The organism is Allobosea sp. LC85 (assembly GCF_000735605.1).
Classification (GTDB): Bacteria; Pseudomonadota; Alphaproteobacteria; order Rhizobiales; family Beijerinckiaceae; genus Allobosea.
Genome location: NZ_JPKG01000052.1, coordinates 1 through 22,732, shown reverse-complemented (window position 1 = coordinate 22,732; position 22,732 = coordinate 1). Strand labels below are relative to the sequence as shown.

At 63.4% G+C, this 22,732-nt stretch carries 21 protein-coding genes; 2 read left to right on the top strand and 19 right to left on the bottom strand.

Translation table 11 applies throughout. From position 1 onward, the window contains the following. Positions 1-319: 319 nt before the first annotated feature. The 13 genes from FG93_RS22620 to FG93_RS22560 all read right to left on the bottom strand — a co-directional run bounded on the left by FG93_RS22620 (position 320) and on the right by FG93_RS22560 (position 12,156). A complete protein-coding gene (locus FG93_RS22620; RefSeq protein WP_161783868.1) occupies positions 320-1,159 on the bottom strand; it encodes an amino acid ABC transporter substrate-binding protein in 840 nt (279 codons plus the stop codon). A 209-nt stretch (positions 1,160-1,368) separates the two neighbouring features. Beyond that, positions 1,369-2,271, bottom strand: coding sequence for a ribokinase (locus FG93_RS22615; protein ID WP_043238814.1), 903 nt, complete (start codon positions 2,269-2,271; stop codon positions 1,369-1,371). Positions 2,272-2,283: 12 nt separating this feature from the next. After that, positions 2,284-2,730, bottom strand: a complete 447-nt coding sequence (gene rpiB, locus FG93_RS22610; RefSeq protein WP_043238811.1) for a ribose 5-phosphate isomerase B — start codon at positions 2,728-2,730, stop codon at positions 2,284-2,286. 68 nt (positions 2,731-2,798) lie between these two features. After that, the gene (locus FG93_RS22605; protein ID WP_244448703.1) at positions 2,799-3,566 is read right to left on the bottom strand and encodes a transporter substrate-binding domain-containing protein; all 768 of its coding nucleotides are present in this window, start codon (positions 3,564-3,566) and stop codon (positions 2,799-2,801) included. Between the two features lie 50 nt (positions 3,567-3,616). After that, positions 3,617-4,354: an amino acid ABC transporter ATP-binding protein gene (locus FG93_RS22600; protein WP_043238805.1), complete on the bottom strand. Its 738-nt coding sequence runs from the start codon at positions 4,352-4,354 to the stop codon at positions 3,617-3,619. Between the two features lie 17 nt (positions 4,355-4,371). Next, complete coding sequence (locus tag FG93_RS22595) at positions 4,372-5,040, bottom strand: amino acid ABC transporter permease (RefSeq protein WP_043238802.1); 669 nt, start codon at positions 5,038-5,040, stop codon at positions 4,372-4,374. Positions 5,041-5,045: 5 nt separating this feature from the next. Continuing rightward, on the bottom strand, positions 5,046-5,729 hold the full coding sequence (locus FG93_RS22590) for an amino acid ABC transporter permease (protein WP_043238800.1): 684 nt from the start codon (positions 5,727-5,729) through the stop codon (positions 5,046-5,048). 14 nt (positions 5,730-5,743) lie between these two features. Beyond that, complete coding sequence (locus FG93_RS22585; protein ID WP_348270494.1) at positions 5,744-6,775, bottom strand: NAD(P)-dependent oxidoreductase; 1,032 nt, start codon at positions 6,773-6,775, stop codon at positions 5,744-5,746. After that, complete coding sequence (locus tag FG93_RS22580; protein ID WP_043238795.1) at positions 6,663-7,403, bottom strand: FadR/GntR family transcriptional regulator; 741 nt, start codon at positions 7,401-7,403, stop codon at positions 6,663-6,665. Before FG93_RS22580 ends, FG93_RS22585 begins: the two co-directional genes overlap by 113 nt. Positions 7,404-8,123: 720 nt before the next feature. After that, on the bottom strand, positions 8,124-9,335 hold the full coding sequence (locus FG93_RS22575; protein WP_043238793.1) for an ABC transporter substrate-binding protein: 1,212 nt from the start codon (positions 9,333-9,335) through the stop codon (positions 8,124-8,126). Between the two features lie 25 nt (positions 9,336-9,360). Then, complete coding sequence (locus FG93_RS22570; protein WP_043238790.1) at positions 9,361-10,401, bottom strand: SMP-30/gluconolactonase/LRE family protein; 1,041 nt, start codon at positions 10,399-10,401, stop codon at positions 9,361-9,363. 8 nt (positions 10,402-10,409) lie between these two features. Continuing rightward, a complete protein-coding gene (locus tag FG93_RS22565; protein ID WP_043238788.1) occupies positions 10,410-11,336 on the bottom strand; it encodes a 3-keto-5-aminohexanoate cleavage protein in 927 nt (308 codons plus the stop codon). A 49-nt stretch (positions 11,337-11,385) separates the two neighbouring features. Continuing rightward, positions 11,386-12,156, bottom strand: a complete 771-nt coding sequence (locus tag FG93_RS22560; protein WP_043238956.1) for a cyclase family protein — start codon at positions 12,154-12,156, stop codon at positions 11,386-11,388. Positions 12,157-12,259: 103 nt separating this feature from the next. Here FG93_RS22560 and FG93_RS22555 point away from each other — a divergent pair, with 103 nt between their 5' ends. Both FG93_RS22555 and FG93_RS22550 read left to right on the top strand, forming a co-directional pair. Further along, the gene (locus tag FG93_RS22555) at positions 12,260-12,967 is read left to right on the top strand and encodes a TetR/AcrR family transcriptional regulator (RefSeq protein ID WP_052514065.1); all 708 of its coding nucleotides are present in this window, start codon (positions 12,260-12,262) and stop codon (positions 12,965-12,967) included. A 124-nt stretch (positions 12,968-13,091) separates the two neighbouring features. Then, the gene (locus FG93_RS22550; protein WP_043238786.1) at positions 13,092-13,523 is read left to right on the top strand and encodes a hypothetical protein; all 432 of its coding nucleotides are present in this window, start codon (positions 13,092-13,094) and stop codon (positions 13,521-13,523) included. A 345-nt stretch (positions 13,524-13,868) separates the two neighbouring features. Here the strand turns inward: FG93_RS22550 and FG93_RS22545 are convergent, their stop codons facing one another. The 6 genes from FG93_RS22545 to FG93_RS33000 all read right to left on the bottom strand — a co-directional run. Then, positions 13,869-14,768: a hypothetical protein gene (locus tag FG93_RS22545; protein ID WP_152579573.1), complete on the bottom strand. Its 900-nt coding sequence runs from the start codon at positions 14,766-14,768 to the stop codon at positions 13,869-13,871. Between the two features lie 69 nt (positions 14,769-14,837). Then, positions 14,838-17,012 carry a type I secretion system permease/ATPase gene (locus tag FG93_RS22540; RefSeq protein ID WP_052514064.1) on the bottom strand — a complete coding sequence of 725 codons (2,175 nt, stop codon included), beginning with the start codon at positions 17,010-17,012 and terminating at the stop codon, positions 14,838-14,840. A 24-nt stretch (positions 17,013-17,036) separates the two neighbouring features. Then, entirely contained in the window at positions 17,037-18,461 is a 1,425-nt protein-coding gene (locus FG93_RS22535; protein ID WP_043238781.1) for a TolC family protein, read from the bottom strand. A gap of 350 nt (positions 18,462-18,811) precedes the next feature. Further along, entirely contained in the window at positions 18,812-19,201 is a 390-nt protein-coding gene (locus FG93_RS22530; protein WP_043238778.1) for a hypothetical protein, read from the bottom strand. A gap of 97 nt (positions 19,202-19,298) precedes the next feature. After that, positions 19,299-19,616, bottom strand: a complete 318-nt coding sequence (locus FG93_RS22525; protein WP_152579572.1) for a hypothetical protein — start codon at positions 19,614-19,616, stop codon at positions 19,299-19,301. Between the two features lie 147 nt (positions 19,617-19,763). Beyond that, the coding region (locus FG93_RS33000) for an S-layer family protein (RefSeq protein ID WP_043238774.1) at positions 19,764-22,732 on the bottom strand (2,969 nt) is incomplete at its 5' end.

Sequence of the window (22,732 nt, the reverse complement as noted above, 5' to 3'; positions counted from 1 at the left end):
CCTCCCCTGCTTCAAGCGCGGCTGCCGCGTGAAAAATCGGAGCTGCCCGGCGGCGGCGCTCAGGAGAGTCAAGCGCGGGTTCGGCATGGAACCGGGCGCCGTTCGCAACATCCCGTCGTCAGGAAGCGGTGGAGCTCCGCGCTACTGCTGCGCGCTAAAGCATCGGCCCGAAAAGTGGATTGCGGTTTTCAGGAAAGCCGATGCAAACACAAAGGGTTAGATCATCGTGCGTCCGTTCGGACGCAGGATGGGCGATCTATCTCTTTGTTTGAGCATCGGATCTTTCCGAAAACCGGATTCCACTTTTCGGTCCGATGCACTACTTCGGCACGCCATTGATGACGAAGAGGGCACGGATGAACTGATCGGGTGGGAAGCTTCCGAAGCTGCGGGCATAGATCTGCTTCACGCGATCCGTGCGATAGAGCTCAGCCAGCGTGGCATCGACAAGCAAGCGCAGCTTTTCATCGCCGCGCGGCAGGGCCAAAGCATAGGTCTCGAACGTGAAATACTGGTCGGAAAGCTTCATGCCGGAGCGGTTCTCGCTGTTCAGCAAGTGATAGCTGAGGATCCCGCGATCAGCGAAGTAAGCGTCGATCTTTCCTGCCGACAGGCTGCGGACCCCGTCGGGATGAGCCTGCATCGGCGTGATCTCGGCCTCGATCCCGAGCTGCGCCAAAGTCGCCTTCAGGACCTCCTCGGTCGTCGTGCCTCGGAGCACGCCGATCTTCTTGCCGCGCAGATCCTCGAGCCGGGACAGCTCATTGGTCCGGTGGAGAACCCCGGCGCCATCGATGAAGGTCGGGAGCGAGAAATCGACCATGGCCCGGCGCGACATGGTCATCGACGTCGGATCGCAAAGAATATCGATCTTGCCGTCACGCAGCGCTTCCAGCCGGGCCGTTGACGAGACCTCGACATAGTCGATCTTGAGCGAAGGGATGCCCTGTGCCTTCTTCACGCCGGCAGCGACCTCGCGGCAGAGATCGACGATATATCCGGATGGATCACCGCTGGTCGTACGATAGGAATACGGCGGCGCATCAGCCCGGAAGCCGAGCCGCAATGTCTTCGTCTCGCGCGCCCGTGCCAGGGTGTCCGCCGCCAGGCTTGCCGTCGATATCGCCGTGCCTAGAAGCGCGATCAGAAAAGCTCGCATCGTCGCCATCCGCCCTTTGACCAGGGCGCACATTAGATCATCGGACCGGATATCGTAACTGGGCCGACGATCTATTCTTCTGTATGTGCAGCGGCCTTCCCGAAAGCCGCAATCCACTTTTCGGGCCGATGCTTTGAGCCAGCCCAAGTCGGGCATTGATCATGGCTCTGCGCGTCACTCGCTCGATCTCGCCTGGCCTCCAGGTCTTGTCAAACCGCGCCGACAGCGTCGCGGACAGGCATTCCGTCTTGTGCTCCGGCCGAAAGACAGGAGAGCGCGGCGGCCCTGCAGCCGAAGCGAAGGGCATCGCCGAGGACGCGTCCTTCGTGCAGGGCCACGGCAATCGAGCCGACGAAGGTGTCGCCCGCTCCCGTGGTATCGACCGGCACGATGGCCGGGGCCGATGCCTCGCAAACCTGTCCGTCGGCCGTGTAGGCGAAGGCTCCCCGTGCTCCTGCAGTCACGATGCAGGTTGTGGCCGAGCCCTTCGCGAGCTGCGCCATGTCGTCGCCGCAGACGCTCAGGATCATGGCGATGTCCCTGGCCTCATGCTCGTTCACGACGAGGATATCGCTCGCTTCCAGCAGAGCCGTCGCCTCGTCGCGTGTCATCGCCGGGGGAACCGGGGCGCAGTTCCAGATGACGCGGCCGCCGGCCTTGCGGGTGCGGCGCGCCACGTCCAGGGAGGCCTGGAACGGCACTTCCATTTGCAGCACGAGCACGGTCCCGCTTCCGAGCATGGTGTCCGGCACATCCCCGGCGGACAACACGCCATTGGCGCCGCTCGCGACGGTGATCGCATTCTCCGCCTTCGCATCGACCGCAATGAAGGCGCAGCCGGTCGCTGTGTCGCAGATCCGGACCAACTCTGCCGATACGCCGTTGCGACCGAGATTTTCGATCGAATCCCGCCCGAACGCATCGCCCCCGACGCAAGCCGCCATGACCACAGTTCCCGGTGCCGAGAGGCGAGCCGCAGCGACCGCCTGATTGGCTCCCTTGCCGCCGAAATGGCGCTCATAGGACCGGGCGAGCACCGTCATCCCCGGTCCCGCAATGGTGGTGACCCTTGCGACCAGATCGACATTGATGGAGCCAAAGACCAGGATCATCGGCTGGCCCGCTCAGCCTTCCGCGTCCATCGCGTGCAGCTTGTCGACGCGGCGGCGAAAATCCTCGTCGGTGGAAAACTCGGCCGCCAGGTACGCGTCGATGAGATCGCTCGCCAGCCACGGGCCGATGATCTTCGCGCCGATGCACATGACGTTGACATCGTCATGCTCGACGCTCTGATGGGCCGAGTGAACGTCATGGCAGACGGCCGCGCGGATGCCCTTCATCTTGTTGGCCGCGATCGAGGCGCCGACGCCGGTGCCGCAGACCATGATGCCCCGCTCGGCCTCGCCGGAGGTGACCTTCCGCGCCACCTCGCGCGCGATGTCGGGGAAGTCGACCGGCTTGTCATCGAAGGAGCCGACATCGAGCACGTCGTGCCCAAGCGTCCTGATGTGGTCGATGACGTGCTTCTTGAGAGACCAGCCGGCGTGGTCCGAACCAATGACGAGGCGCATGGGTAGTAAATCCTTGTTTCGATGAGGGAGCCGGCGGCCGCGAGGACGCGCCGCCGGCCTGTCTGGCGTCAGCCCCGCATGTTCTCGGGCAGTTCGGCGCCGTGGAACTTCTTGTAGATGGCGTTGAGCTTGCCGTTCCTGAGGTTCTCCTGAACCCAGGCATCAAGCTTTTCGAGCAGCTTCGGCTCGCCCTTCTTCACGCCGATGGCGAGATCGAAATTGGTGATCGACACTTTCGGCTCGAAGACGCGGGCTGGCGCCTTGACGCCGATCTGGCTGACGATCGTCGCCGAGCTCGCGATGCAGTCGGCCTGCCCGGAGACCGCCGCCGTGACCATGGTCGCATCGTCGTCGTAGCGAGCCAGCTTGAGGTCGCGTTCTTTCATGTTGGTGAGCGTCGTGTCCTGCGTGGTGCCGCGCGAGACGCCGATCGTCTTGCCCTTGAGGTCGTCCCAGCTCTTGACCGGCTCGGACTTCAGGCAGCCCACCACCGATTGCAGCGCGGCATAAGGCTTCGAGAAGTCGATCACCTTGGCGCGCTCGGGCGTGACCGACAGCGTCGAGATGATGATGTCAGCCTTGTTGGTCTGCACGTTCGGAATGCGCGTCGCGCCGGTCGTCTGGACGAATTCGAGCTGAAGGCCCCAGTCCTTGGCGAGAAGCTCGGCGGTTTCGACATCCGAGCCCGTCGGCTTCATCGCGCCGTCGATCATGCCCGAGGGCGGGATCGCCAGATCCGTCGCGATGCGGATCTTCTTCGCTTTCATGATGTCGTCGAGCACATCGGCGCGAGCACCGTGCCCGGAGAGCGTCGCGAGCCCGGCCGCGAGCAGCATGGTGGCGATTGTCTTGGATTTCATCCCTGGATCTCCCTTGCTTTTGATTGTCAGAAGCCCGTTCCGACGAACTGGGCGAGTTCCGGCGTTGCCGGGGCGGCAAGGATCGAGGCTGTTCCCGTCTCGTGAACCTTGCCGGCATGCATGAACACCACCTTGTCGGCGATGCCCCTGGCAAATCCCATCTCGTGCGTGACCATCACCATGGTCATGCCGTCCGCAGCGAGCGCTTCGATGACCTTGAGCACTTCCCCGGTCAGTTCGGGATCGAGCGCCGAGGTCACTTCGTCGAACAGCATCACCTTGGGCTGCATGGCGAGCGAGCGCGCGATCGCCGCGCGCTGCTGCTGGCCGCCGGAGAGCTGTTCGGGATAGGCATGGAGCTTTTCCGCCAGGCCGACCTGGGCCAGCACCGCTTGGGCGCGGTCGCGGGCCTCGGCCTTCGCCATCCGCTTCACCGAGACCGGCGCCAGCGTGATGTTCTGCTCGATCGTCAGATGGGGAAAGAGATTGTAGCTCTGGAAGACGATGCCGACATCCTGGCGCAGCGCGCGCAGATCGATGTCGGGGGCATCGACCCGGTGGCCGCAGACCTGGATCTCGCCGCTGTCGATCGTCTCGAAGCGATCGATGCAGCGTAGCGCGGTGCTCTTGCCGGAACCGGAACGGCCGATCAGGACGAGCACATCGCCGCGCGCCACCGAGAAATCGACGCCATCCAGCACCTTCAGGCTGCCGAAGCTCTTGTGAACATCCTTCAGGGAAACGACCGGGCTGTCCTGGGTCATGTGCGTCTCCTGCCTGGTCAAGCCGGCATCAGTTTCGTGCGACCATTGCCCATGCGTCGCTCCAGGCGACGGCTGAGCGCCGAGATCGGGAAACAGAGGGCGAAATAGATCACTGCGATGATCGCGTAGATCAGGAAGGGCTCGAACAGCGAGTTGTTGATGATCTGACCGGCGCGGGCGAGTTCGACGAAGCCGACGACCGAGGCCAGCGAGGTGTTCTTGATGATCTGCACCATGAAGCCGACCGTCGGCGGCGTCGCGATCCGCATCGCCTGCGGCAGGATGACCTTCAGCATCCGCTGCGTCCGGCTCAAGCCCAGGCCTTCGGCCGCCTCCCATTGCGGTTTTGGCACGGACTGGATGCAGCCCCGCCAGATCTCGCCGAAATAGGCACCGACATAGATCGTCAGCGAGGCGCTGGCCGCCATCAGCGCCGAGATCGAGAAGCCCAGCGCCGACAGGCCGAAATAGCCGAGGAACATGATCACCAGCAGCGGTGTTCCCTGGATCAGCTGAACGTAGCCGCCACTGAGCAGGCGGATCGTGCGGCTCGGTGACACCCGCGCGAGCGCAATCAGGAAGCCGAGCAGACCGCCGCCGATCAACGCGATCGCGGACAGGCCGATTGTCCACAGCGCGCCATGGCCGAGGAACAGCAGATGATTGGCGTTGAGAGATCCACCCATCGCCGTCACAACGCCGTGCCAAGGCGCCGGCGGCGCGGAAACAGCGCAAACCCCAGTGCCCAGAAGCCGGCCCTCAGCACGAGCGAGAGCACGACATAGGCAAGCGCAACCAGGATATAGGTCTCGAAGGCGCGATAGGTGTCCGACTGGATGTAGTTGGCGACGGCGGTCAGCTCCTCGGCCGAGATCTGCGAGGTCACGGACGAGGCCAGCATCAGCAGCACGAACTGGCTGGTCAGCGCCGGATAGACCTTCTCGGTGGCCGGCAGCAGGATGACGTGCCAGTAGATCTGGAAGCGCGACAGGGCCAGGCCCTCGGCCGCCTCGATCTGACCGGCGGGAATGGATTCGAAGCCCGCGCGCATGATTTCAGCGGTATAGGCGCCGACATTGATCGCGAGCGCGGCAGCCGCGACGGAGAAGGCCGAGAATTTGAAGCCGACGCTGGCGAGCCCGAAATAGACCAGGAAGATCTGGACCAGCAACGGCGTATTGCGGATCGCCTCGACATAGAGCGTGCAGACCCGGGCGATCAGGCGGTTTCCGCTGTTGCGGCCGACGGCGCAGAAGGTGCCGATGACCCCGCCAAACAGGATCGCGAGAGCGGCGAGTTGCAGCGTCATGACCGCGCCATCCCAAAACAGGGGCCAGCGTTCCAGGACGACGGAAAAGTCGAGGTTCAGGCCCATCGCAGCCGCCCGCCTCAGCTTCGGTTCGTCATGCGGTCGTAGACGCGGAAGAGCGCCTGATTGCCATTGGCGCCTTCGCCATGGGCACGAGCCTCGATATACTGGCTGGTGACCAGGGCGGTTCCGGGCAAGGGGACCGAAAGCGCCTGGGCCTGCTCCTGGACGAGCCTGAGGTCCTTGAGCATCAGGTCGATGCGGAAGCCTGCGCCGACGTCGCCTGCGATCATGGCCGGACCGAGCTTTTCCAGCATCCAGGACGCGGCCGAGCCGCCGAGCAGGACATTCCGGAGCTGTTCGAGATCGACGCCCGATGCACGGCCCAGCGCAATCGCCTCGCAGATCGCCTGGATATTGATGCCGCAGATCAGCTGATTGCAGAGCTTGACCGCCTGGCCGGCGCCCGGCGCACCGACATGGGTGATCGTCGTCCCCATCGCCCTGAAATAGGGCTCGGCACGGGCAAAAGCTTCGGCCTCGCCGCCGGCCATGATCGACAGGGCTGCGTTCTTGGCGCCGATCGGTCCGCCGGATACCGGCGCGTCGATGAAATCGGTGCCCGTCGCCTTGAGGTCGGCATGGATGCGGCGCACGGCAACCGGCGAGATCGTGCTCATGTCGACGACGAGGCGGCCGGCAGGTGGTGACGCGAGCAGGCCCTGGGGGCCGTAGACGACCTCCTCGACCTGCGGCGTGTCAGGCAGCATCGTGATGGCGATATCCGCGTCTGCGGCGGCCTGCGCCGGGCTTGTCGCCGCGATCGCGCCTGCCGAGACAAGCTCTTCGACGGCGCTGCCGACGATGTCGAAGGCCGTCACGCTGTGTCCGGCCTCGAGGAGATTGCGCGCCATCTCCCGCCCCATCGTGCCGAGGCCGATGAAACCGACGCGCCCCTTGTCGTTTCGTCCCATAGCGGTTCTCTTTTTGTGAAAAGCTCTAGCCGGTGGTCGGTTCGCCTCGGTCCCCGTCGCCCAGCGCCGCGCGGCGCCGGTATTCGTCGCCGATGGCAAAATGCCGTCGCAAGGTGACTTCGGCGCGATCGGGGTCACGCGCGACGATGGCGTCGAAGACCCTCCTATGGTCCTCGATCAGATAGGTCTTCATCGAGCCGAACATCTGCACCAGTTCGCGCCGGCTGCGATGCGAGCGGGCGAGCAAGGTCGACATCGAGTCGTGCAGGACAGCGAGTGTCTGCGAGCGCGAGGCCAGCACGATCGCCCGATGGAAATCGTAATCGGCCAGGCTGCCGGCCTCGGCCTCGTCGATCGTCGCGCCGATGCGGACGAGCGCGCGCTGCAGGCGCTCGAAATCGGCAATCATCGCGCGCTCGCATGCGAGCCGGATCGCCTGGCATTCGATGGCGATGCGGGCCTCCATGACATCATCGATGAGGTCGGCCTGCTGAGCCAGCGCCAGCGCGAAGAAGTCCTTCAGCATCGAGATGTCGGGGCGCTTGACGATCGTGCCGATGCGATCCCGGATCTCGACGATGCCCAGCATGTGCAGGGCTCGCAGCGCTTCACGCACGATCGGCCGGCTGACGCCGAGTTGCACGGCGAGTTCGCGCTCGGCGATCAGTCTGTCGCCGGGCTTGAGGGTGCCGTCGAGAAGCTGTTCGCGCAAGAACGCAAAAACCTTCTCGAACCCTTTCGGGTCCTCTGCAGCGTGAGCGTCCATCCCAAGATCACTTGTTTTTTGTTCTGGTCAGACCAATACGATGACCAGGCGCAGGCGTCAACGCCTAGCCATGAGACCCCTCAGGAACGGTGGCCGCGAGAGAGGCGCGTGGCGACGACGCAGGGAGCAAGGAAACCATCGGAATGACGCGATGAAGAGCCTGCCACCGGTCTGCGCTTGCGTTTCTTGCGCCTCTTGTGCCGCGGGACGTGGCTTGCGCAGTGGGGCCTATGAAGGACAGGTCTTCCCCTCCAGCCCGGAGGGAGCGGGCGCGCTGGCACGAAAGGCGGGAAGGAACCGCGTCCGGCCGGGTTGGCCACGCTGCGATCAAGGCATCGACCAGGCGAGCAGCGGTGATCTCAGCCAATGCGGCGAGCCCACCGGCCGATGTCGCCTCGCGCCAGCAGCAAATATCGGGCGGCGGCCCGGAAGCGGACGGCCGGGGGCGTCGAGCTGGACCGGCCACGGGCCAGCCGCGATTGGCGCTGTTGTCAGCGAACTGCACGCGCCGCATGCAAGGGCTTGCGCCAAAATGGGCGAGGCGGCGCGCTTTCCTGAAAGTCTGGGGCCAGGGAGATGACCTCCTCGGCCCCAGACCTGGATCACGCTGCGTTTGGACGAAATCGTCCAAACGCAGAAAACGTGATCGATTCTCATCGTTTTGAGCATGCGAAAAACCGTTGCCAGTCTTTCGCAGCATGCTCTTGCGTCGACGCCCCCCTATTTCTTGATGGCCGGGCAGGCGCCATCCGCGAGTGAGCGGAAGGCCTGGTCTCCGGGGATGGTCGCGACGAGGTTGTAGAAGTCCCAGTCGCCCTTCGACTCCTCCGGCTTCTTCACCTGGAAGACGTAGAAGTCATGGACCATGCGTCCATCCTCGCGCAGCTTCGCGTTCCGCACGACATCGTCCTGGATCGGGATCTCGCGCATCCTGGCGATGACCGTCTTGGCGTCGTCGGATTTCGCGGCCGCGACCGCCTTGAGATAGTGCCGGACCGCCGAATAGATGCCGGCATGGATGGCCGAGGGAACGGTGCCGTTCTTCGCCTTGAAGCGCTCGGAGAAGGCGCGGGTCCGCTCGTCCAGGTTCCAGTAGAAGCCCTCGGTCAGCACCGTGCCCTGCGCGCCCTGGAGGCCGACGCTCTTCACATCCATCACGGTCATGAAGAAGGCGACCAGCTTCTGGGCGCCCTGCCCGACGCCGAAATCCCGGGCCGTCTTGATGCCGGCGATCGTGTCGCCGCCGGCATTCGCCAGCGCGATGATATCGGCACCCGACCCTTGCGCCGTCAGCAGCTGCGACGAGAGCTCGGTCGCGGGAAAGGCATGCCGGACCGAGCCGAGATAGCTCCCGCCCTTGGCCGTCACCAGGGTCTTGGTATCGGCTTCGAGCTGGTGTCCCAGCGCATAATTCGCCGTCACGAGATACCATTTCGAGCCCGGCTTGGTCAGCGCATTCGCGACCCCGGAGACCTGGACATAGGTGTCCCACATCCATTGCACGATATGATCGGGCTGGCAGGCGTCGCCCGTCAGCCGCGCCGTGCCGCCCGGAAACAGGCCGACCCGGTTCTTCTCCTTCAGCAGCGGCGGCAAGGCGAGCTGGAGCGAGGCGTTGGACATGTCGGCGAGGACATCGACCTTCTGCTGGTCGATCCATTCGCGCGCGATCACCGAGGCGATATCGGCCTTGTTCTGATGATCGGCCGAGACCGTCTCGATCGTCATGCCGGCGCATTCGGCCGCAAGGCAATCATCGATCGCCATCCGGGTCGCCAGCACCGAGCCCTTGCCGGTGATGTCGGAATAGACGCCGGACATGTCGGTCAGGACGCCGATCTTGACGACCCCGTCGGAGACCTCCGCCCGGGCCGCGAGGCCGGGCCACCCGAGCGCCAGCGCCACGGTCGCTGCTACGAACTTGATCCGCATTCCAATCCTCCCACTCCGTCGACCGTCAGGCGGGTCGATCGATTCCGTACCAATGAGCCAGCGGCAATCCGGCGACAGGCGACCGGAATGCCGGGATGCGCGTGCCCCGGAGGCTGCCGATATAGGCCGTGCCCAAATCGGGACCGCCGAAGGTGATGCTGGCGAACCAGGGGGCGATGCTGCCGCCGCAGGCGAGCATCAGCTCGGGCGTCGCCTCATCGCGGGCGAAGGCCGCCATCAGCGCCCTGCCCGGCTCGCTGCCGCGATCATCGTCGAGCAGGATGCGCAGATCGCCGTCGGGCGTGATCGCGAAGATGCGGTCGGTCATGACATGGGTGCCCCAGAGATTGCCATGGGCGTCGAAGGCGATGCCGTCGATGAAGGCGCCATGGTCGCTTGGGCCGAAGGTCTCGCGCCGCGAGAGGCTGCCATCCCCGCCGACGCGCAGCCGCGTCACGCGGCGGCCGCAGGTCTCGACGACATAGAGCCACTCCTCGGCTGCATCGAGCCTGATCTCGTTGGTGAAATGGAAGCCGTCGGCGACGACGCGCAGGCGCCCGCCGTCATAGAGCGCGACGTAACCGTCCCGGATGGCGGGGCTCATCGCCTTCATCCAGTTCTTCGTGCGGGTCGAGATCGTCAGCCAGATCCGGTCCCGGCTGTCGCGCAGCACGAAATTGACCTTGCCGATCGGCTCGCCGCCGATGTTGTCGATGAGGACGCGCGTCTCTCCGTCCCGGGTCATCACCTCGAGCCGGTCGGTCCCGAAATTCGAGATCAGGATGTCGCCATTGCGGGCGAAGGCCAGCCCGTTCGGCAAGGTCCCGGCGACGAAGCGCTCCGCGTCGTTTCCAGCCTCGGCAAAACCCCGGCTCGCCTGCTGCACGATCAGGTGCTGGCGCCCGTCCGGGGCGATGCGCACGACCCCGCCGCGCGCATCGGCCGACCAGAGCGTGCCGTCCGGCTCGGCCAGGATGCATTCCGGGCGCTGCAGGCCTTCGCCGACATAGTGGATCGCCGCGGGATCGACCGCGAAACCGTCGATCGGATTGGATGTCCCCGCCATCACGCGCCTCAGAAATTCACCTGGTCGCCGCCCTTCAGCCCGAGCGCGGCGCGTGCTTCCGCCGGCGTCGCTATCTCCATCCCGAGTTCCTCGACGATGCGCCGGATCTTCGCGACCTGCTCGGCATTGCTGCGGGCGAGCTGCCCGCGGCCGATGAACAGGCTGTCCTCGAGGCCGACGCGGACATTACCCCCCATCATCGCGGCTTGCGTGCAGAACGGCATCTGGTGCCGGCCCGCGGCCAGGACGGACCACTGATAGTCCTTGCCGAACAGCTTGTCGGCCGTGCGCTTCATGAACATCAGATTGTCCATGTCGGCGCCGATGCCGCCGAGAATCCCGAAGATCAGCTGCAGGAAGACAGGAGGCTTGAACCAGCCCTGATCGAGGCAATGGGCGAGGTTGTAGAGATGGCCCACATCGTAGCATTCATGCTCGAACTTGGTGCCGTGCCCCTCGCCGAGCAGCTTATAGATCCGCTCGATATCGGCGAAGGTGTTGCGGAAGATGAAATCCTTCGTGCCGGAGAGATAGGGCTCTTCCCAGCCATGCTTCCAGTTGCTGTAGCGCTTGGCGAGCGGATGCAGCGCAAAATTCATCGAGCCCATGTTGAGCGAGCACATCTCGGGCGCGGCCTGCAGTGGAGCGGCAAGGCGCTCCCCGACGGTCATGTTGAGACCGCCGCCCGTGGTGATGTTGATCACCGCATCGGTCGCCTGCTTGATCCGCGGCAGGAACTCCATGAACACGGCCGGATTGGGCGTCGGCCGCCCATCCCTGGGATCGCGTGCGTGCAGATGCAGGATGGCCGCGCCGGCTTCCGCCGCCTCGATCGCCTGCTGGGCGATCTCGCCCGGCGTGATCGGCAGGTGTTCGGACATGGTCGGCGTATGGATGCCGCCCGTGACCGCACAGGTGATGATGACCTTGCCCATATGCCCCTCCCCGGGATCGGCCGCTGCTTTTCGACCTATGCCTGCGATGTCATGCGTTCAGAATGGCGACAGCCCGGGTCCAGCCGGCCGAGCCGCCCTTCACCTTCACCGGCAGGCAGGAGATGGTGAATCCCGTCGGCGGCAGCGCTTCCAGATTGTGCAGCTTCTCGATCTGGCAGTAGCCGGCCTCGCGGCCGGCCTTGTGCCCTTCCCAGATCAGCGAGGCGTCCCCGGTCTCGGCGAAGCGGCGCGCCGTATGGCTGAACGGGGCATCCCAGCTCCAGCCATCGGTGCCGACGACGCGGATGCCTTGCCGGACGAGATGCAGCGTCGCTGCCCGCCCAAAACCGCAACCGGAATGGATGTAGTCGGCCTCGCCATAGCGCTGGCCGGCGCGGGTGTTTGCGACGACGATCTCGAAAGGCGCCAAGCGATGGCCGATGCGCTGGAGTTCGGCGTCGATCTCGTCGGGCGTCACGACATGCCCGTCCGGCATATGGCGGAAATCGAGCTTCACGCCCGGCCTGATGAACCAGTCGAGCGGCAATTCGTCGATCGTCGCGGCCCGGACGCCGCCATCCATCGTCGGATGATAATGCCAGGGAGCATCGACATGGGTGCCGTTATGGGTCGAGATATGGACCTGCTCGACCGCCCAGCCCTGGCCATCGGGAAGCTGCTCGGGACGCAGGCCCGGGAAGGCAGCGGCGATTTCCGTCGCCGTCTCACCATGATGGCGGTAGTCGATCCTCACCTTCTGGAAAGGCGGATCGGCGGGTACGTCGTTTTCCAGGGGAATGGACAGATCGATCAGGGTCATCGCCGCCAGCCACAAGCCGGGCTTGCCGGCGTCGGGAATGGGATAGGATATCTTGGACGATCGTACAAGATCAACGACGAGGGGTGCTGATGGAGCAAACCGCATGACCGGACCGGTCGAGGGCAAGCGTTCGCGGAAGGCCGAGGCGGCGCAGGACAGGCGGCTCGCCATCCTCGGTGCGGCCGAGGCCTTGTTCGCCGAGCGCGGCTATGCCGGCGTTTCGGTCCGCGACATCGCGGGCGCGGCCAAGGTGCCGCTCGCCCTCGTCGGCTATCATTTCGGGCGCAAGGAGGACCTGTTCTCCGCGGTCTTCGCGCATCGCAGCGGCTACGTCACCGAGCGCATCGACCGGATTGCCGCGGTCGATATCTCCGGCGCCAATCCCCAGGCGGTCGAGGATCTGGTCCGGGCCTGGGCGGAGCCGGTCATTCGCCTGCGCGAAGCGGGCGCAGAGGCATTCTCGCTGCTTGTCGCCCGCACGGCCTGGGACCCGGGGCCGGAGGCGAGCGCGATCATCGAACGCGTCTACGACCGTCTCGCCCATAGCCTGATCGATGCGATGATGCAGGCCCTCCCCGGCCGCTCACGCGAGACGATGGTCTGGGGCTATGAATATGCGCTCGGAGCGCTCCTGATGCATGTCGCCGACCGCCGGGTCGAACGGCTGTCCGAGGGCCGTGCGCAATCGGGCGATCCGCGCATGTGCGCCTTCTTCGTGCACATGATCGCGGCCCTGTTCCGTGCGCTTCCGACTGCGGATGACGAAACCGCGTTGCGCGATGGCGCGGTGCCACCGGGGCTGCGGGCGTGACTGGTCTCGCGCGACGCAGAGGAACCGAATGCCGCACACTCGCGTTCGTCCCCGTCATGTCGGTTCCCGCCCCCCTGCGAGATAGGCTCACTTCTACAAGACAGGCACACTTGGAGAGGACGTTATGGAGACCGACGTTCGGACATTCTTCGAGCGGTACGAGAGCTTTTTCAGAAAGTCCCTCGGCGGCGACATCGACGGCGATGAGATCGCGGCGCTGTATGCGTCCGAGTTCATCGCCGCCTCCCCTGCCGGCGTGATGACCGGCAAGAACGACGATCAACTCAGGCAGGTCATGGCGCAAGGCTATGCGCATTATCGGGCGATAGGGACGAAGGACATGCGGATACGGACCATCCGCCTCTCCCCCATGGATGACCAGCATTGCGTGGCTCATGTTGCCTGGACGGCAACCTATGCCCGCAAGGATCAACCCGACATTGCTCTGGATTTCGAGGTTCACTACTTCGTCCAGAAGCTCGGTGCCGAGCCGAAGGTCTTTGGCTGGGTGTCGGGCGACGAGCAGGCGCTTCTCAGGAAGCACGGCATCATCTGAAGCCCGCTTCGCACTCAACCCGGCCGTCGCGCTTTCACCGCCGCGGCCCGGCAGCCCTGCGCCATCGCTGCGGCCGCCTGCGCCAGCCCGTTCCAACAGTGATTATTCATCCGTTTGGCCGGAACCGCCCACATCAGACGAATTGCGCATGCTGGTGAAGCCGCTCGTCGAAGCCGCAAGGCCGCTTTCTCGCGCGCCGCGCGCGGACGCCCAGCCCGTGCACTCGTGTCCCGATCACCTCGTTAGATCATCGGACCGGATATCGTATCCGATCCAATGACCGAACCTTTTTGTGTTTGCATCGGCTTTGTCCCGAAAACCGCAATCCACTTTTCGGGCCGATGCTTAGCGAGGATTGTCCGAAAACGCCCAATCCTCGAAAGCGCGCTTCATCAGGGCCTTCCCAGGCCGCGCCAGTTCCATGGTCAGCGTGTAGGCAGCTTCGCCTTTCGGCCGGACAGGAACATCGATCCACTGTCCCTTCAGGAGTGCGCCCGTGATGTTGCGGAGCGACTGCGGGTCAGCCGCCGGGATGAAGGTGAACTCATGCTCGCTCCGGCGGCGGCCGACCATATCCATCGGCTCTCCGGAGCGGTCTCCAGTTTGGCGGATTCGGGGAACGCCGAGCTCGAACTCGCCTTCGCCCCTGATCTTGATTTCGATCATCAAGCCATCGGTCCCGACAGGAGACATCGCCAGGCTCATTGCAACCTTGTATCCCTCGATGGCGAGGTTGCCATGGACGCCGGTGATCCTGCTGGTTGCACTCAGCAGCGGCGGTACTGCATTCCAGGTAACAGTACCGACCCGCACGGTTGGCTGCCCGATATCGTCGGTACCGTCTTCGACCATGCCCCCTCGAACCGTGCCGCCCAAAGCCGCCTGCTTCACCGCTGACGCGTTGGAGCCGCCACCATGACCTGATTGCGGCGGATAGAGACCGTTCAGATAGAGTGGGAAACGCTGCACAAAACGGCCCTGACCGAACTGCATGGGCAACTCCTCGCCGCGCAAGTCGAGCGCGAACAGGCGCTGCATTGGCTGTGAGGGAGCCACTTCCGTTTGGAAGAAGGGCATGAACGCCCTGCATTCCGTCAGGGCGCTGGACAGTTCCTTCTTGGTGAAATTGAGAAATCCGCACGGCCGGCCGGGCGATGGCTCCTGACCCAGGAGTGGCGCGCCGCCAACCATTGCCGGCAAGACAACAGCCGATATCAGCAGCGGAGTGCGCAGCGTGCCCACCATCATTCGGCGCCCGGTTGCTTCATCACCAGCGCTGCGATGTCCGCCCTGGGCGACTGTTTTCAGTGCTCATCAGACTCCCGCAGACTTTTCAGTGAGAATGCGCATGACCTTCTCGACCGGACCGTCGGCGACAACCCGACCGCCATCAATGACGACCACCCGGGAAACCAGCGACAGAACCGCATTGCGATGCGTCGTGACGATAAGGGTTTGATCCGGGCTTAGCCCCTCCCTGAGGCGGGTCACGAAGTCGCGCTCGGTCGCCGTATCCATCGAACTCGTGGGATCATCGAGAAAGATGATGCGTCCAGACGCCAGCAAGGCGCGTGCAAGGCCGAGGATTTGCCGCTGTCCACTCGAGAGCTGCTGCCCGCGCTCCCCAACCTGCCGTTCGAACCCGGAAGGATGTGACTGGACGAAATCCGCCAGTCCCGACAGCTTGGCAACCGTCAGCAGTTCCGCATCGGTCGCGTCGGGCTTCGAGAGCCGCAAATTCTGCCGCAAGCTGCCGTTGAAGACATGCGTATCATGCGTCACGACGTTGATCGCCGCCCGTATCTCCTGCGGATGAAACTGGCGGATATCGACGCCATCGATCAGCAACTCGCCAGCATCGAGTTCATAGAGACGCCCGAGAAGCCTGCCAATCGTCGTCTTGCCAGCGCCGATGCGGCCGAGAATGGCGACACGCTCGCCCGGGCTGACCTTGATGCTGAAACTGTTCAGCACAGGCCGCGCCTGCCCGGAATAGGTGAAACTGGCGCCGCGAAACTCGATATCACCGCGCTCCACCGGGCGCGCGACGAGCATCCTCCTGTCGCTTCGCTCGTCCGGCAGTTTCATGATCGCTGTGAGGCTATGATAGGCGCTGACCGCCTGCCGCACACGGGAGAGCATCAGCGCGATCTGCCCGAGCGGAGCGACTGCGCGGCTGCCGAGCATGGCGGAAGCGATGATGCCGCCGGTCGTGATCAGGCCCAGGTCGAAGAGATAGGCTCCGACCACGATGGTAACGATCGTCACCATGTTCTGGAGCAGATAGGACAGATTGGCCGCAAAGGCCGAGTAGTTCTTGATGCGATGCGTGGTGTTCGTCGCCACAGTCGTGATGTCGCGCCAGCGGCGCAGGAATATTCCCTCGGCGCGTACAGCCTTGATCGTCTCCAGCCCCGCGACGATCTCGACCATCAGAGATTGCCGATGCGCGCTCGACTTGTCGGCGCGTCCGATTTCCGCAGCAATCAGACGCTGCACGATGAAGCCGAGCAGGAGGAGACCTCCGATCGCCGCAATCGGGAAGAGCACCAGGTAGGGGCTAATGGCCAGGATCACGGCAAGGAAAACAAAGGCGAAAACGAAATCCACGAAGTAGATGACCGTATTAGACCCAATAAATTCCCGAAGGAATTCATATTCTGAAATACGCTGAACCGTGATTCCGGTCGTCGGCGTATTCGCCTGCAAGGTTGTATTCATAATCCTTTCAATCAAAAGGCTCGAAAGCCGGATGTCGAGTTGGCGCGCCATATGATCGACCAGGAACGCGCGCGCCGAACGCAGCAGCACATCGAACAACAGGGCGATCGCGGCACCGATAGCAAGGACCCACAAGGTCGAAATCGCCTTGTTCGGCAGGACCCGATCGTAGACGTTCATCGTGAAGAGCGGACCGACAAGCGCCAGCAGGTTGACGAAGGCCGAGGCGAACAAGACTTCGACATAGCTTCGCCAGTGGGGCCGCAGGGCGCTGAGCAGCCAGTTGCTGGCCGTATCGAGCGGCGCTTGACCGTCCGGCTCGACGCCTGAGAGCTGAGGTGAGAAGCGAAGGATATCACCGCCGTCGACCGGTTCGAGCACGGCGACCGATACGGTCGAGAAGGCGCCCGCCACGGGCGAATAGATGCGCGCCTGCAGATTCTCCTCGAGCGAGAGAATAAGGACGGGCACCCCCTGCTTGAGCCAGGCGATCGCCGGAAAATCCGTTTCGACCGGCGCCCGCAAGTCAAACCGGACCCAGTCGGCGCGCAGCCCAATCCGCTCCGCCGCACGGATGAGATTCTCCGCCGACAGCCCCTCCTCCTCGGCCGGAAGCCCGGCCGTCAGAATGGTGCCGGACGTGGGCCGCTCGAAATGCGCCGCCACCTGAACCAGGCAGGCCAGCAGCGGGTCCCGGCGCTGCTCCAGGGCAGATCCCGGCGAGCGAGCCTGCGTGTCGGCCTCGTCTGGCACTTGGGTGCCGTGCATGGCGAGGCGCCCTTCAGCCAGGGCTCAAAGCGCCGGAGCCGGAGCGGTCAGTCGCCCCCTGTTGGGCGAGTACCGCGGCAATGTTTCCGCGTCCGCAGTGGGCGGAACGACCGCTTCCGAGCGCGCATAGGCTTCTGCCTGCTTCGGCGGGCGAAGGCCGAATGCGGAAACCAGCTGCCCGGTCGATGCAAGAATGCGGTATTCTGCAAATCGTGCCGCCATTTGCGCGGTCTCGTGCAGAACCTTCGCATTGTAACGCGTGTTCTGCGCATCCAGAAGGTCGAGCAAGGACCGACGCCCTACCTGAAACTGATCGGCATAGGCCACGACCAGTCGGTCGCTCACGCTGGCCTGTTGCCCCAGGACCCCGGACAGTTCCGACTGGCTTTGACGCCGCTGGAAGGACAGCTTCACGGATTCGCGAACCTCGCGCAGAATCTGATCCCGATTGAACTGCGCTTCGGCCACGCGCCGGGTCTGCTCCTGGATTGACGCCTGGTCGATTCCGCCATTGTAGAGATTCATGCGCATGACCGCACGCGCCTGGAGATCGTTCGTGCGCCCGGTGACGCCGTCGATATCCCGCCCGGCACGGGCCCGACCCTCGACGAAGACCTCCGGCATCATCTTGCCGCGCGCCTTCTTCACCAGAGCATGCGCGGCGTCGATGTCGGCCGTCGCGATCTGGATGCGTGGATTGTTCCGGACAGCAAGCGCCAATCCGCCTTCGACCGACTTGGGCAGCCGGGTTACCATCGATGGAGGCATGGAGCCACGCGCGAAGGTCTTGCCGACCAGGCGCTGCAGACGGACCTTCGCCTCGGCGAGATTCTGCCGTGCTTCGATCACCCGGGCCCGAGCCGCTATCACGCGCTCCTCGCCCTGCTTCAGATCGGCGTCGGTCAGGGAGCCGCTGCTCACGTTCCCGCGAATGCGCTGGACGGTATCCCTGAGATAGCCGACATTTTGATCAGCAAGTCCGACGAGCCGCTCCTGAAGCAGAATGTCGAAATATTCGCGCGACACTTCGAGCGCCAGAAACTCAGATCGCTCGAGGATGCGATACGAAGCGCCATCGACCCGCGATGCCTGACGTTCCACTTCGGCATCAGTCGTGAAGCCATCGAAAAGCTTCCAGGTCCCGACGATGCCAACCTCGACGGGCGAGAACTGGCCCTGATCCCGACTGCCGGTAAACGGGTCGACCGAATTGCGCGGCCTGTCCAGATGCCGCACACCTGCGGAGGTCTCCGCATCCACGCGCGGCATGTAGAGCCCGCGGGCCTGGCGCAACTCGAACTCGATCGCCTCGCGATTTTCAACAGCAGCCCCGATCTGCGGGTTCGAGTCTATCGTCGTCGCAATCGCCTCGCGCAGCGTGAAAGCACCGGCCCCGCTCGTCGTCGAGAAAGCGACGGCAGCAAGACCGCCCCAAACCCAACAACGCATCGCCGCGGCACGCCCCAAAAAACTCATTACCGCCGTCCCCCAGAGCTTCATATCTTCCAGATTTACAATTTAAGGCGTATTTTCGTCAATAACGACAGCAATTACCAAGAACAAAACACAATCAATAACCTAGTTAGAATCCAGGATGTTTCTTGGTATTCAAAAACTACTGCACTTCAATTTAAAGAATACAACAAACTATAAGAGAAATATTAACTCATATGATGAAAATATACCGTCTTCTCAAAATTGATAAGCTTGCCTTATATGTCCAGTCATTAGATTTATTCTAGATACAATTTTTGAACATCGTCAGCATTGCTTCCGAACGGTATTCGAGCGGAGTTGACTCAGTCGCGGCGGCTCATCGTGGCGCGCATGCGTGCATGGTAGCACTCACAGTTCCACAACCGGTCCGGATCGACCTCGCGCATCGACAGCATGCCCAGCGCAATGCCGCAGGCTGTTCGAGATGCATAGGCCCAGGTAATCCGCTCCGAGCGACTGGCTTCCGTGGAGAGCTGCACTGACACGGTCCTTGCCTCTGCGTAACGGGCCTCGATTTCCTGCTGAACCACCGAGATGTTCGGCTCCCGCGCCAAGGCGGAGTCGCCCCAGGCCTGGCACGCAGCTGCTGCCGGGCGCCGTTCCACGGGGTATCCGGAAAGATCCGCAGCCTGAGCTGCGCCGCAAGAACTCACCATTACCATCGCGCCCACTGCGAGAGTCGTGAACCGCATTTTCTTCTCCCAACCGCAGGCGATCGCTTAGAACCAGAGATGATATTCGGTCGATTTACTACCGCAACCGAGTTTCAGAGATTCGACGACTTCCAGATCAACTTGGCGCGGGATCGTCACCATAAAGAGACAGTTCAATGTGGAGACCCGATGCTTCGGCAAGAGCTGCACTCGGCCCGGTTGTACTCGAAGGCCATAGGGAACCAGCATCAGCAGCCCCATGACCGCCTAGCTCTGTCATCGTCACCGTCAGATCTGTGCCCCCTTGCACGTCGCCCTGGCCAAGAATCGTAGCCAGGTCGACAATCTCGGTCGCGGCATCCGTGATCAGATCGTCGGCAGTCAGTTCAAGCACGGTCGCAGCCGCATCCCCGTCCGCGGGGGAGCGGAGCGCAAGAATGATCTCGTCCAGCATCGGAGGATCGACGTCGGGCTGCATTGGTCGAACCTGGTTACCCCCTCAACTCGGCGCGGCCTCCGCCGCCCTCAATCGACCCATCTCAATCTACCTATTTCTTGGCGGCAACGCCAAGCACAGCGCTGCCTCCAGCACATCGAAACACTAGGTCACGGTGGTCGGCGGTTGATTGTGGTCATAGAGTATCTGCACCGAAGCGACGGGAGCCGAGAATTCCGCGACCGGAACGAAGTTTCCACCGGCTGCCGTTCCGTTGTCATCGACCAGCAGTTGCGTGCCGGTGGGCGAGATATCCACGACCTGGTTTGCCTCCACGGCCGTTGTTGGCGCACCAGCGCCGAGCGAGGTCAGCAAAGCGCTGAGATCAATCGTGTCCAGCACGCCCCCGGTATTGAGATCGGTAATCAGGTCGTCTGCAGCGACCGTCAGATGCGACGGATCGATGACGAAGACGTCGCTGCCAGCGCCTCCGGTGAGCGTGTCCTGTCCAGCTCCACCGACAAGCGTATCGTTGCCAGCGGCTCCATTGAGGGTGTCGTTGCCGTCGAGGCCGTAGAGAGTATTGGCGTTGCCGTCCCCAGTGAGGCTGTCCCCGAAATTCGAACCGATCAGGTTCTCGATACCCGTAAGCTTGTCGCCACTGGCGTCGCCCGTCGAGATTTGCGCGATTCCCACCGGGCCGAGATCCACGGTGACCCCCGCAAGCGAGTTCTGATAGCTGACGGTATCGCCGATGGTGGTATTCGCCCCTCCGTCGATGATGTCAGCACCGAGCCCCCCGATAAGGGTGTCATTGCCTGCCGCTCCGTTGAGCGTTTCGCCTGCGTTTCCGGTAACCAACAGGTCGTCGCCGGCCGTGCCGGTGATCGCCGCCGCAAACGGCGTCGTGGTCACCGCAATCGTACCGGCAGACGTGTCGCCGTCGGCATCGGTCGCCGTAACATTGAAGCTCAGGGACACCGGGTCGCCAACCGTAGAGGTCAGGTAGCCCACGTTCGCAAGCGCAAATGCCTGGCCGCCGGAATAGGCGACTTCCACACGATTGTAGCCGTCCGCTGTAAACACCGATATCTGACCCCCGTCCGATGTATTGATGATATAGCCACCGGCGGAGGCAATGGCGTCCACTCCAAAGACCAGAAGAACTCCGTTCCGATATATTTGTGTAATCGTATCCTTCAAGGCGGAATCGTTGGTCAAATCCGTGTCGTTGTTGGCATCGTAAGCCGCCAGCAATATTGCACTCGTCCCCCCACTATTATCGACGGTGGCGGTAAACCCGTTGACGTTGTAGTGCGCGAGCGTGGGGGAAGTAATGCTGTTGGAGCCACCGCTACCGACGGTGACGCCGGTCGCGAAATCAAACCGCAGGAGTTCTCCCGTCCCAACGTCGACACCGCCGCCTGCACCAAGTGCGGTTATCCCGCCGCCGTTGCTTCCGTTCACGCGTGACTGCGGCGAAGCAACCGCCGAAATCAGAATGTCATCATTCTTGTCGCCTTCCACGACCTTGAAATTCTGAGACGACGTGCTGGTAAAATTCGTCGGGGTGATCGTATTGCCAGATCCGTCATCCAGCGCTCGGACGAACTGAACCGTATAGATATCGCTCGGCTCACTCGTCGTGCTGGGTGACAGCTTGACGGTGAAGACGGTTGCCTCGTCACCATTGGCGATGTTGCCGTCGAAATCGATCTTTCCGGTCAGCGTATCGGTGCCGAAACCATAGAGATGAACCGCCTTGCCGCCAGAGGTAATGGCAGTCCCGCCGCTCGTAAGTGCCGAGCCGTCCGTACCTGTGAAGACGACACTGCCGCCGTCCGCGCCGATGTTCTCATACAAGTTGAGCGCGCCGCTGCCGATAGCATTCGCACCATTTTCGATCGTCATCGACTGCGCGCTGAAGGCCCTTGGCGAATCGTCGTCGAAGGTGACGGTCAACGTGCCGAGTCCGGTATCCGCCACGCTCGTATCACCGTCGGCATCGCTGACCCGGTACTGCAGCGCCAGCGTGACATCGCCATTCTCGGCATTGCCTGTCGCGTGCAGGATATTGTCGACGAGCATCAACGTATAGGCGCCGGTGGCCGGCGTCACGGCGATCGTGAACAAGGTTCCGCCAATGCGCGAGGCATCCGGGCTCGACGTGATCGTGGCCGTCAGCAGGTTGGTCGCGCTGTTCCAGCCGAAGCTCACCGTCTCCTGGCCCGCGGCAGCCGTTGCGCCCGCAAGGTTCGCGAAGCTGAAGGAAAGTGCGCCGTCGCCCCCCGAGCCAGTCAGGGTGCCGGAGGCGGACGCCGAATTGGTCGCGGCGTCACCGGTGCCGCCGATGATCCCATGCGCCAGTCCCTCGTCATCCACCGTGGCCGCCAGGGATCCTCCGCTGGGGACATTATTGACGTTGGTGATGGTCACGATCTGGACAGCAGTCGACCTGTCGTTGTCGCCATCCGTGATCTGGTAGGTGAAGCTGCCGGTCGTGTCCGACGTGATCGGATTCACGACCGGGTCGAATGTCCATGTTCCGTCGGCCTGGAAAGTATAGGTCCCGTTGGCGTTCGTGATCGTGGTGGTTCCGCTCGAAGCGATCGCTTCCTGGCCGTTGCCGAGACCGAAATCGACCGCCGTCAGCGTCGCGCCGTCCGCGCCCTGCTCATCGTTCGTCAGCAGATTGCCGCCGATCGTCCCGGCCGCATCCTCCGCAACCGTCTGACCCGCATCGTCAACCGCATCCGGCACGTCGTCGGAGACCGCGACATTGACCGTTCCGGTCGCCGTCGTGCCGTCGCTATCGGTCGCGACCACGCCGACCGAGCCGAGTGCCGCCAGATCATCGAGGTTCAAGCCGGGATGGCTGTCGTAGTTGCCGTTCAGCGTCGCCGTCACCGTCGCGACGCTGCCGGCCACCGACAGGTCGAGCGTCACGATCGTCGCCGCTCCGTCCTTGCCGACGATCTGCGTGTCGGAGAGCCGGGTCCAGCTCAGCCCGCCACCGAGCAAGGCCAGGTCGGTCGCAAACACGATCGAGGCGATCGCATCCGAACCCGCCGTGAAGCTGATGCTGTTGGCGGCGAAGTCCGGCCCCGCCGGCGTCGAGCCGCTCGCCAGGTTCT

What these genes read in the sequence shown, in the direction of transcription:
- FG93_RS22595 (WP_043238802.1), bottom strand. Translation starts at nt 5,040, where the DNA reads ATGGGTGGATCTCTCAACGCCAATCATCTGCTGTTCCTCGGCCATGGC.
- FG93_RS22555 (WP_052514065.1), top strand. Translation starts at nt 12,260, where the DNA reads ATGACCGGACCGGTCGAGGGCAAGCGTTCGCGGAAGGCCGAGGCGGCG.
- FG93_RS22590 (WP_043238800.1), bottom strand. Translation starts at nt 5,729, where the DNA reads ATGGGCCTGAACCTCGACTTTTCCGTCGTCCTGGAACGCTGGCCCCTG.
- FG93_RS22560 (WP_043238956.1), bottom strand. Translation starts at nt 12,156, where the DNA reads ATGACCCTGATCGATCTGTCCATTCCCCTGGAAAACGACGTACCCGCC.
- FG93_RS22605 (WP_244448703.1), bottom strand. Translation starts at nt 3,566, where the DNA reads ATGCTGCTCGCGGCCGGGCTCGCGACGCTCTCCGGGCACGGTGCTCGC.
- rpiB (WP_043238811.1), bottom strand. Translation starts at nt 2,730, where the DNA reads ATGCGCCTCGTCATTGGTTCGGACCACGCCGGCTGGTCTCTCAAGAAG.
- FG93_RS22545 (WP_152579573.1), bottom strand. Translation starts at nt 14,768, where the DNA reads ATGGTGGGCACGCTGCGCACTCCGCTGCTGATATCGGCTGTTGTCTTG.
- FG93_RS22530 (WP_043238778.1), bottom strand. Translation starts at nt 19,201, where the DNA reads ATGCGGTTCACGACTCTCGCAGTGGGCGCGATGGTAATGGTGAGTTCT.
- FG93_RS22535 (WP_043238781.1), bottom strand. Translation starts at nt 18,461, where the DNA reads ATGCGTTGTTGGGTTTGGGGCGGTCTTGCTGCCGTCGCTTTCTCGACG.
- FG93_RS22550 (WP_043238786.1), top strand. Translation starts at nt 13,092, where the DNA reads ATGGAGACCGACGTTCGGACATTCTTCGAGCGGTACGAGAGCTTTTTC.
- FG93_RS22620 (WP_161783868.1), bottom strand. Translation starts at nt 1,159, where the DNA reads ATGCGAGCTTTTCTGATCGCGCTTCTAGGCACGGCGATATCGACGGCA.
- FG93_RS22540 (WP_052514064.1), bottom strand. Translation starts at nt 17,012, where the DNA reads ATGCACGGCACCCAAGTGCCAGACGAGGCCGACACGCAGGCTCGCTCG.
- FG93_RS22615 (WP_043238814.1), bottom strand. Translation starts at nt 2,271, where the DNA reads ATGATCCTGGTCTTTGGCTCCATCAATGTCGATCTGGTCGCAAGGGTC.
- FG93_RS22570 (WP_043238790.1), bottom strand. Translation starts at nt 10,401, where the DNA reads ATGGCGGGGACATCCAATCCGATCGACGGTTTCGCGGTCGATCCCGCG.
- FG93_RS22565 (WP_043238788.1), bottom strand. Translation starts at nt 11,336, where the DNA reads ATGGGCAAGGTCATCATCACCTGTGCGGTCACGGGCGGCATCCATACG.
- FG93_RS22600 (WP_043238805.1), bottom strand. Translation starts at nt 4,354, where the DNA reads ATGACCCAGGACAGCCCGGTCGTTTCCCTGAAGGATGTTCACAAGAGC.
- FG93_RS22575 (WP_043238793.1), bottom strand. Translation starts at nt 9,335, where the DNA reads ATGCGGATCAAGTTCGTAGCAGCGACCGTGGCGCTGGCGCTCGGGTGG.
- FG93_RS22525 (WP_152579572.1), bottom strand. Translation starts at nt 19,616, where the DNA reads ATGCTGGACGAGATCATTCTTGCGCTCCGCTCCCCCGCGGACGGGGAT.
- FG93_RS22580 (WP_043238795.1), bottom strand. Translation starts at nt 7,403, where the DNA reads ATGGACGCTCACGCTGCAGAGGACCCGAAAGGGTTCGAGAAGGTTTTT.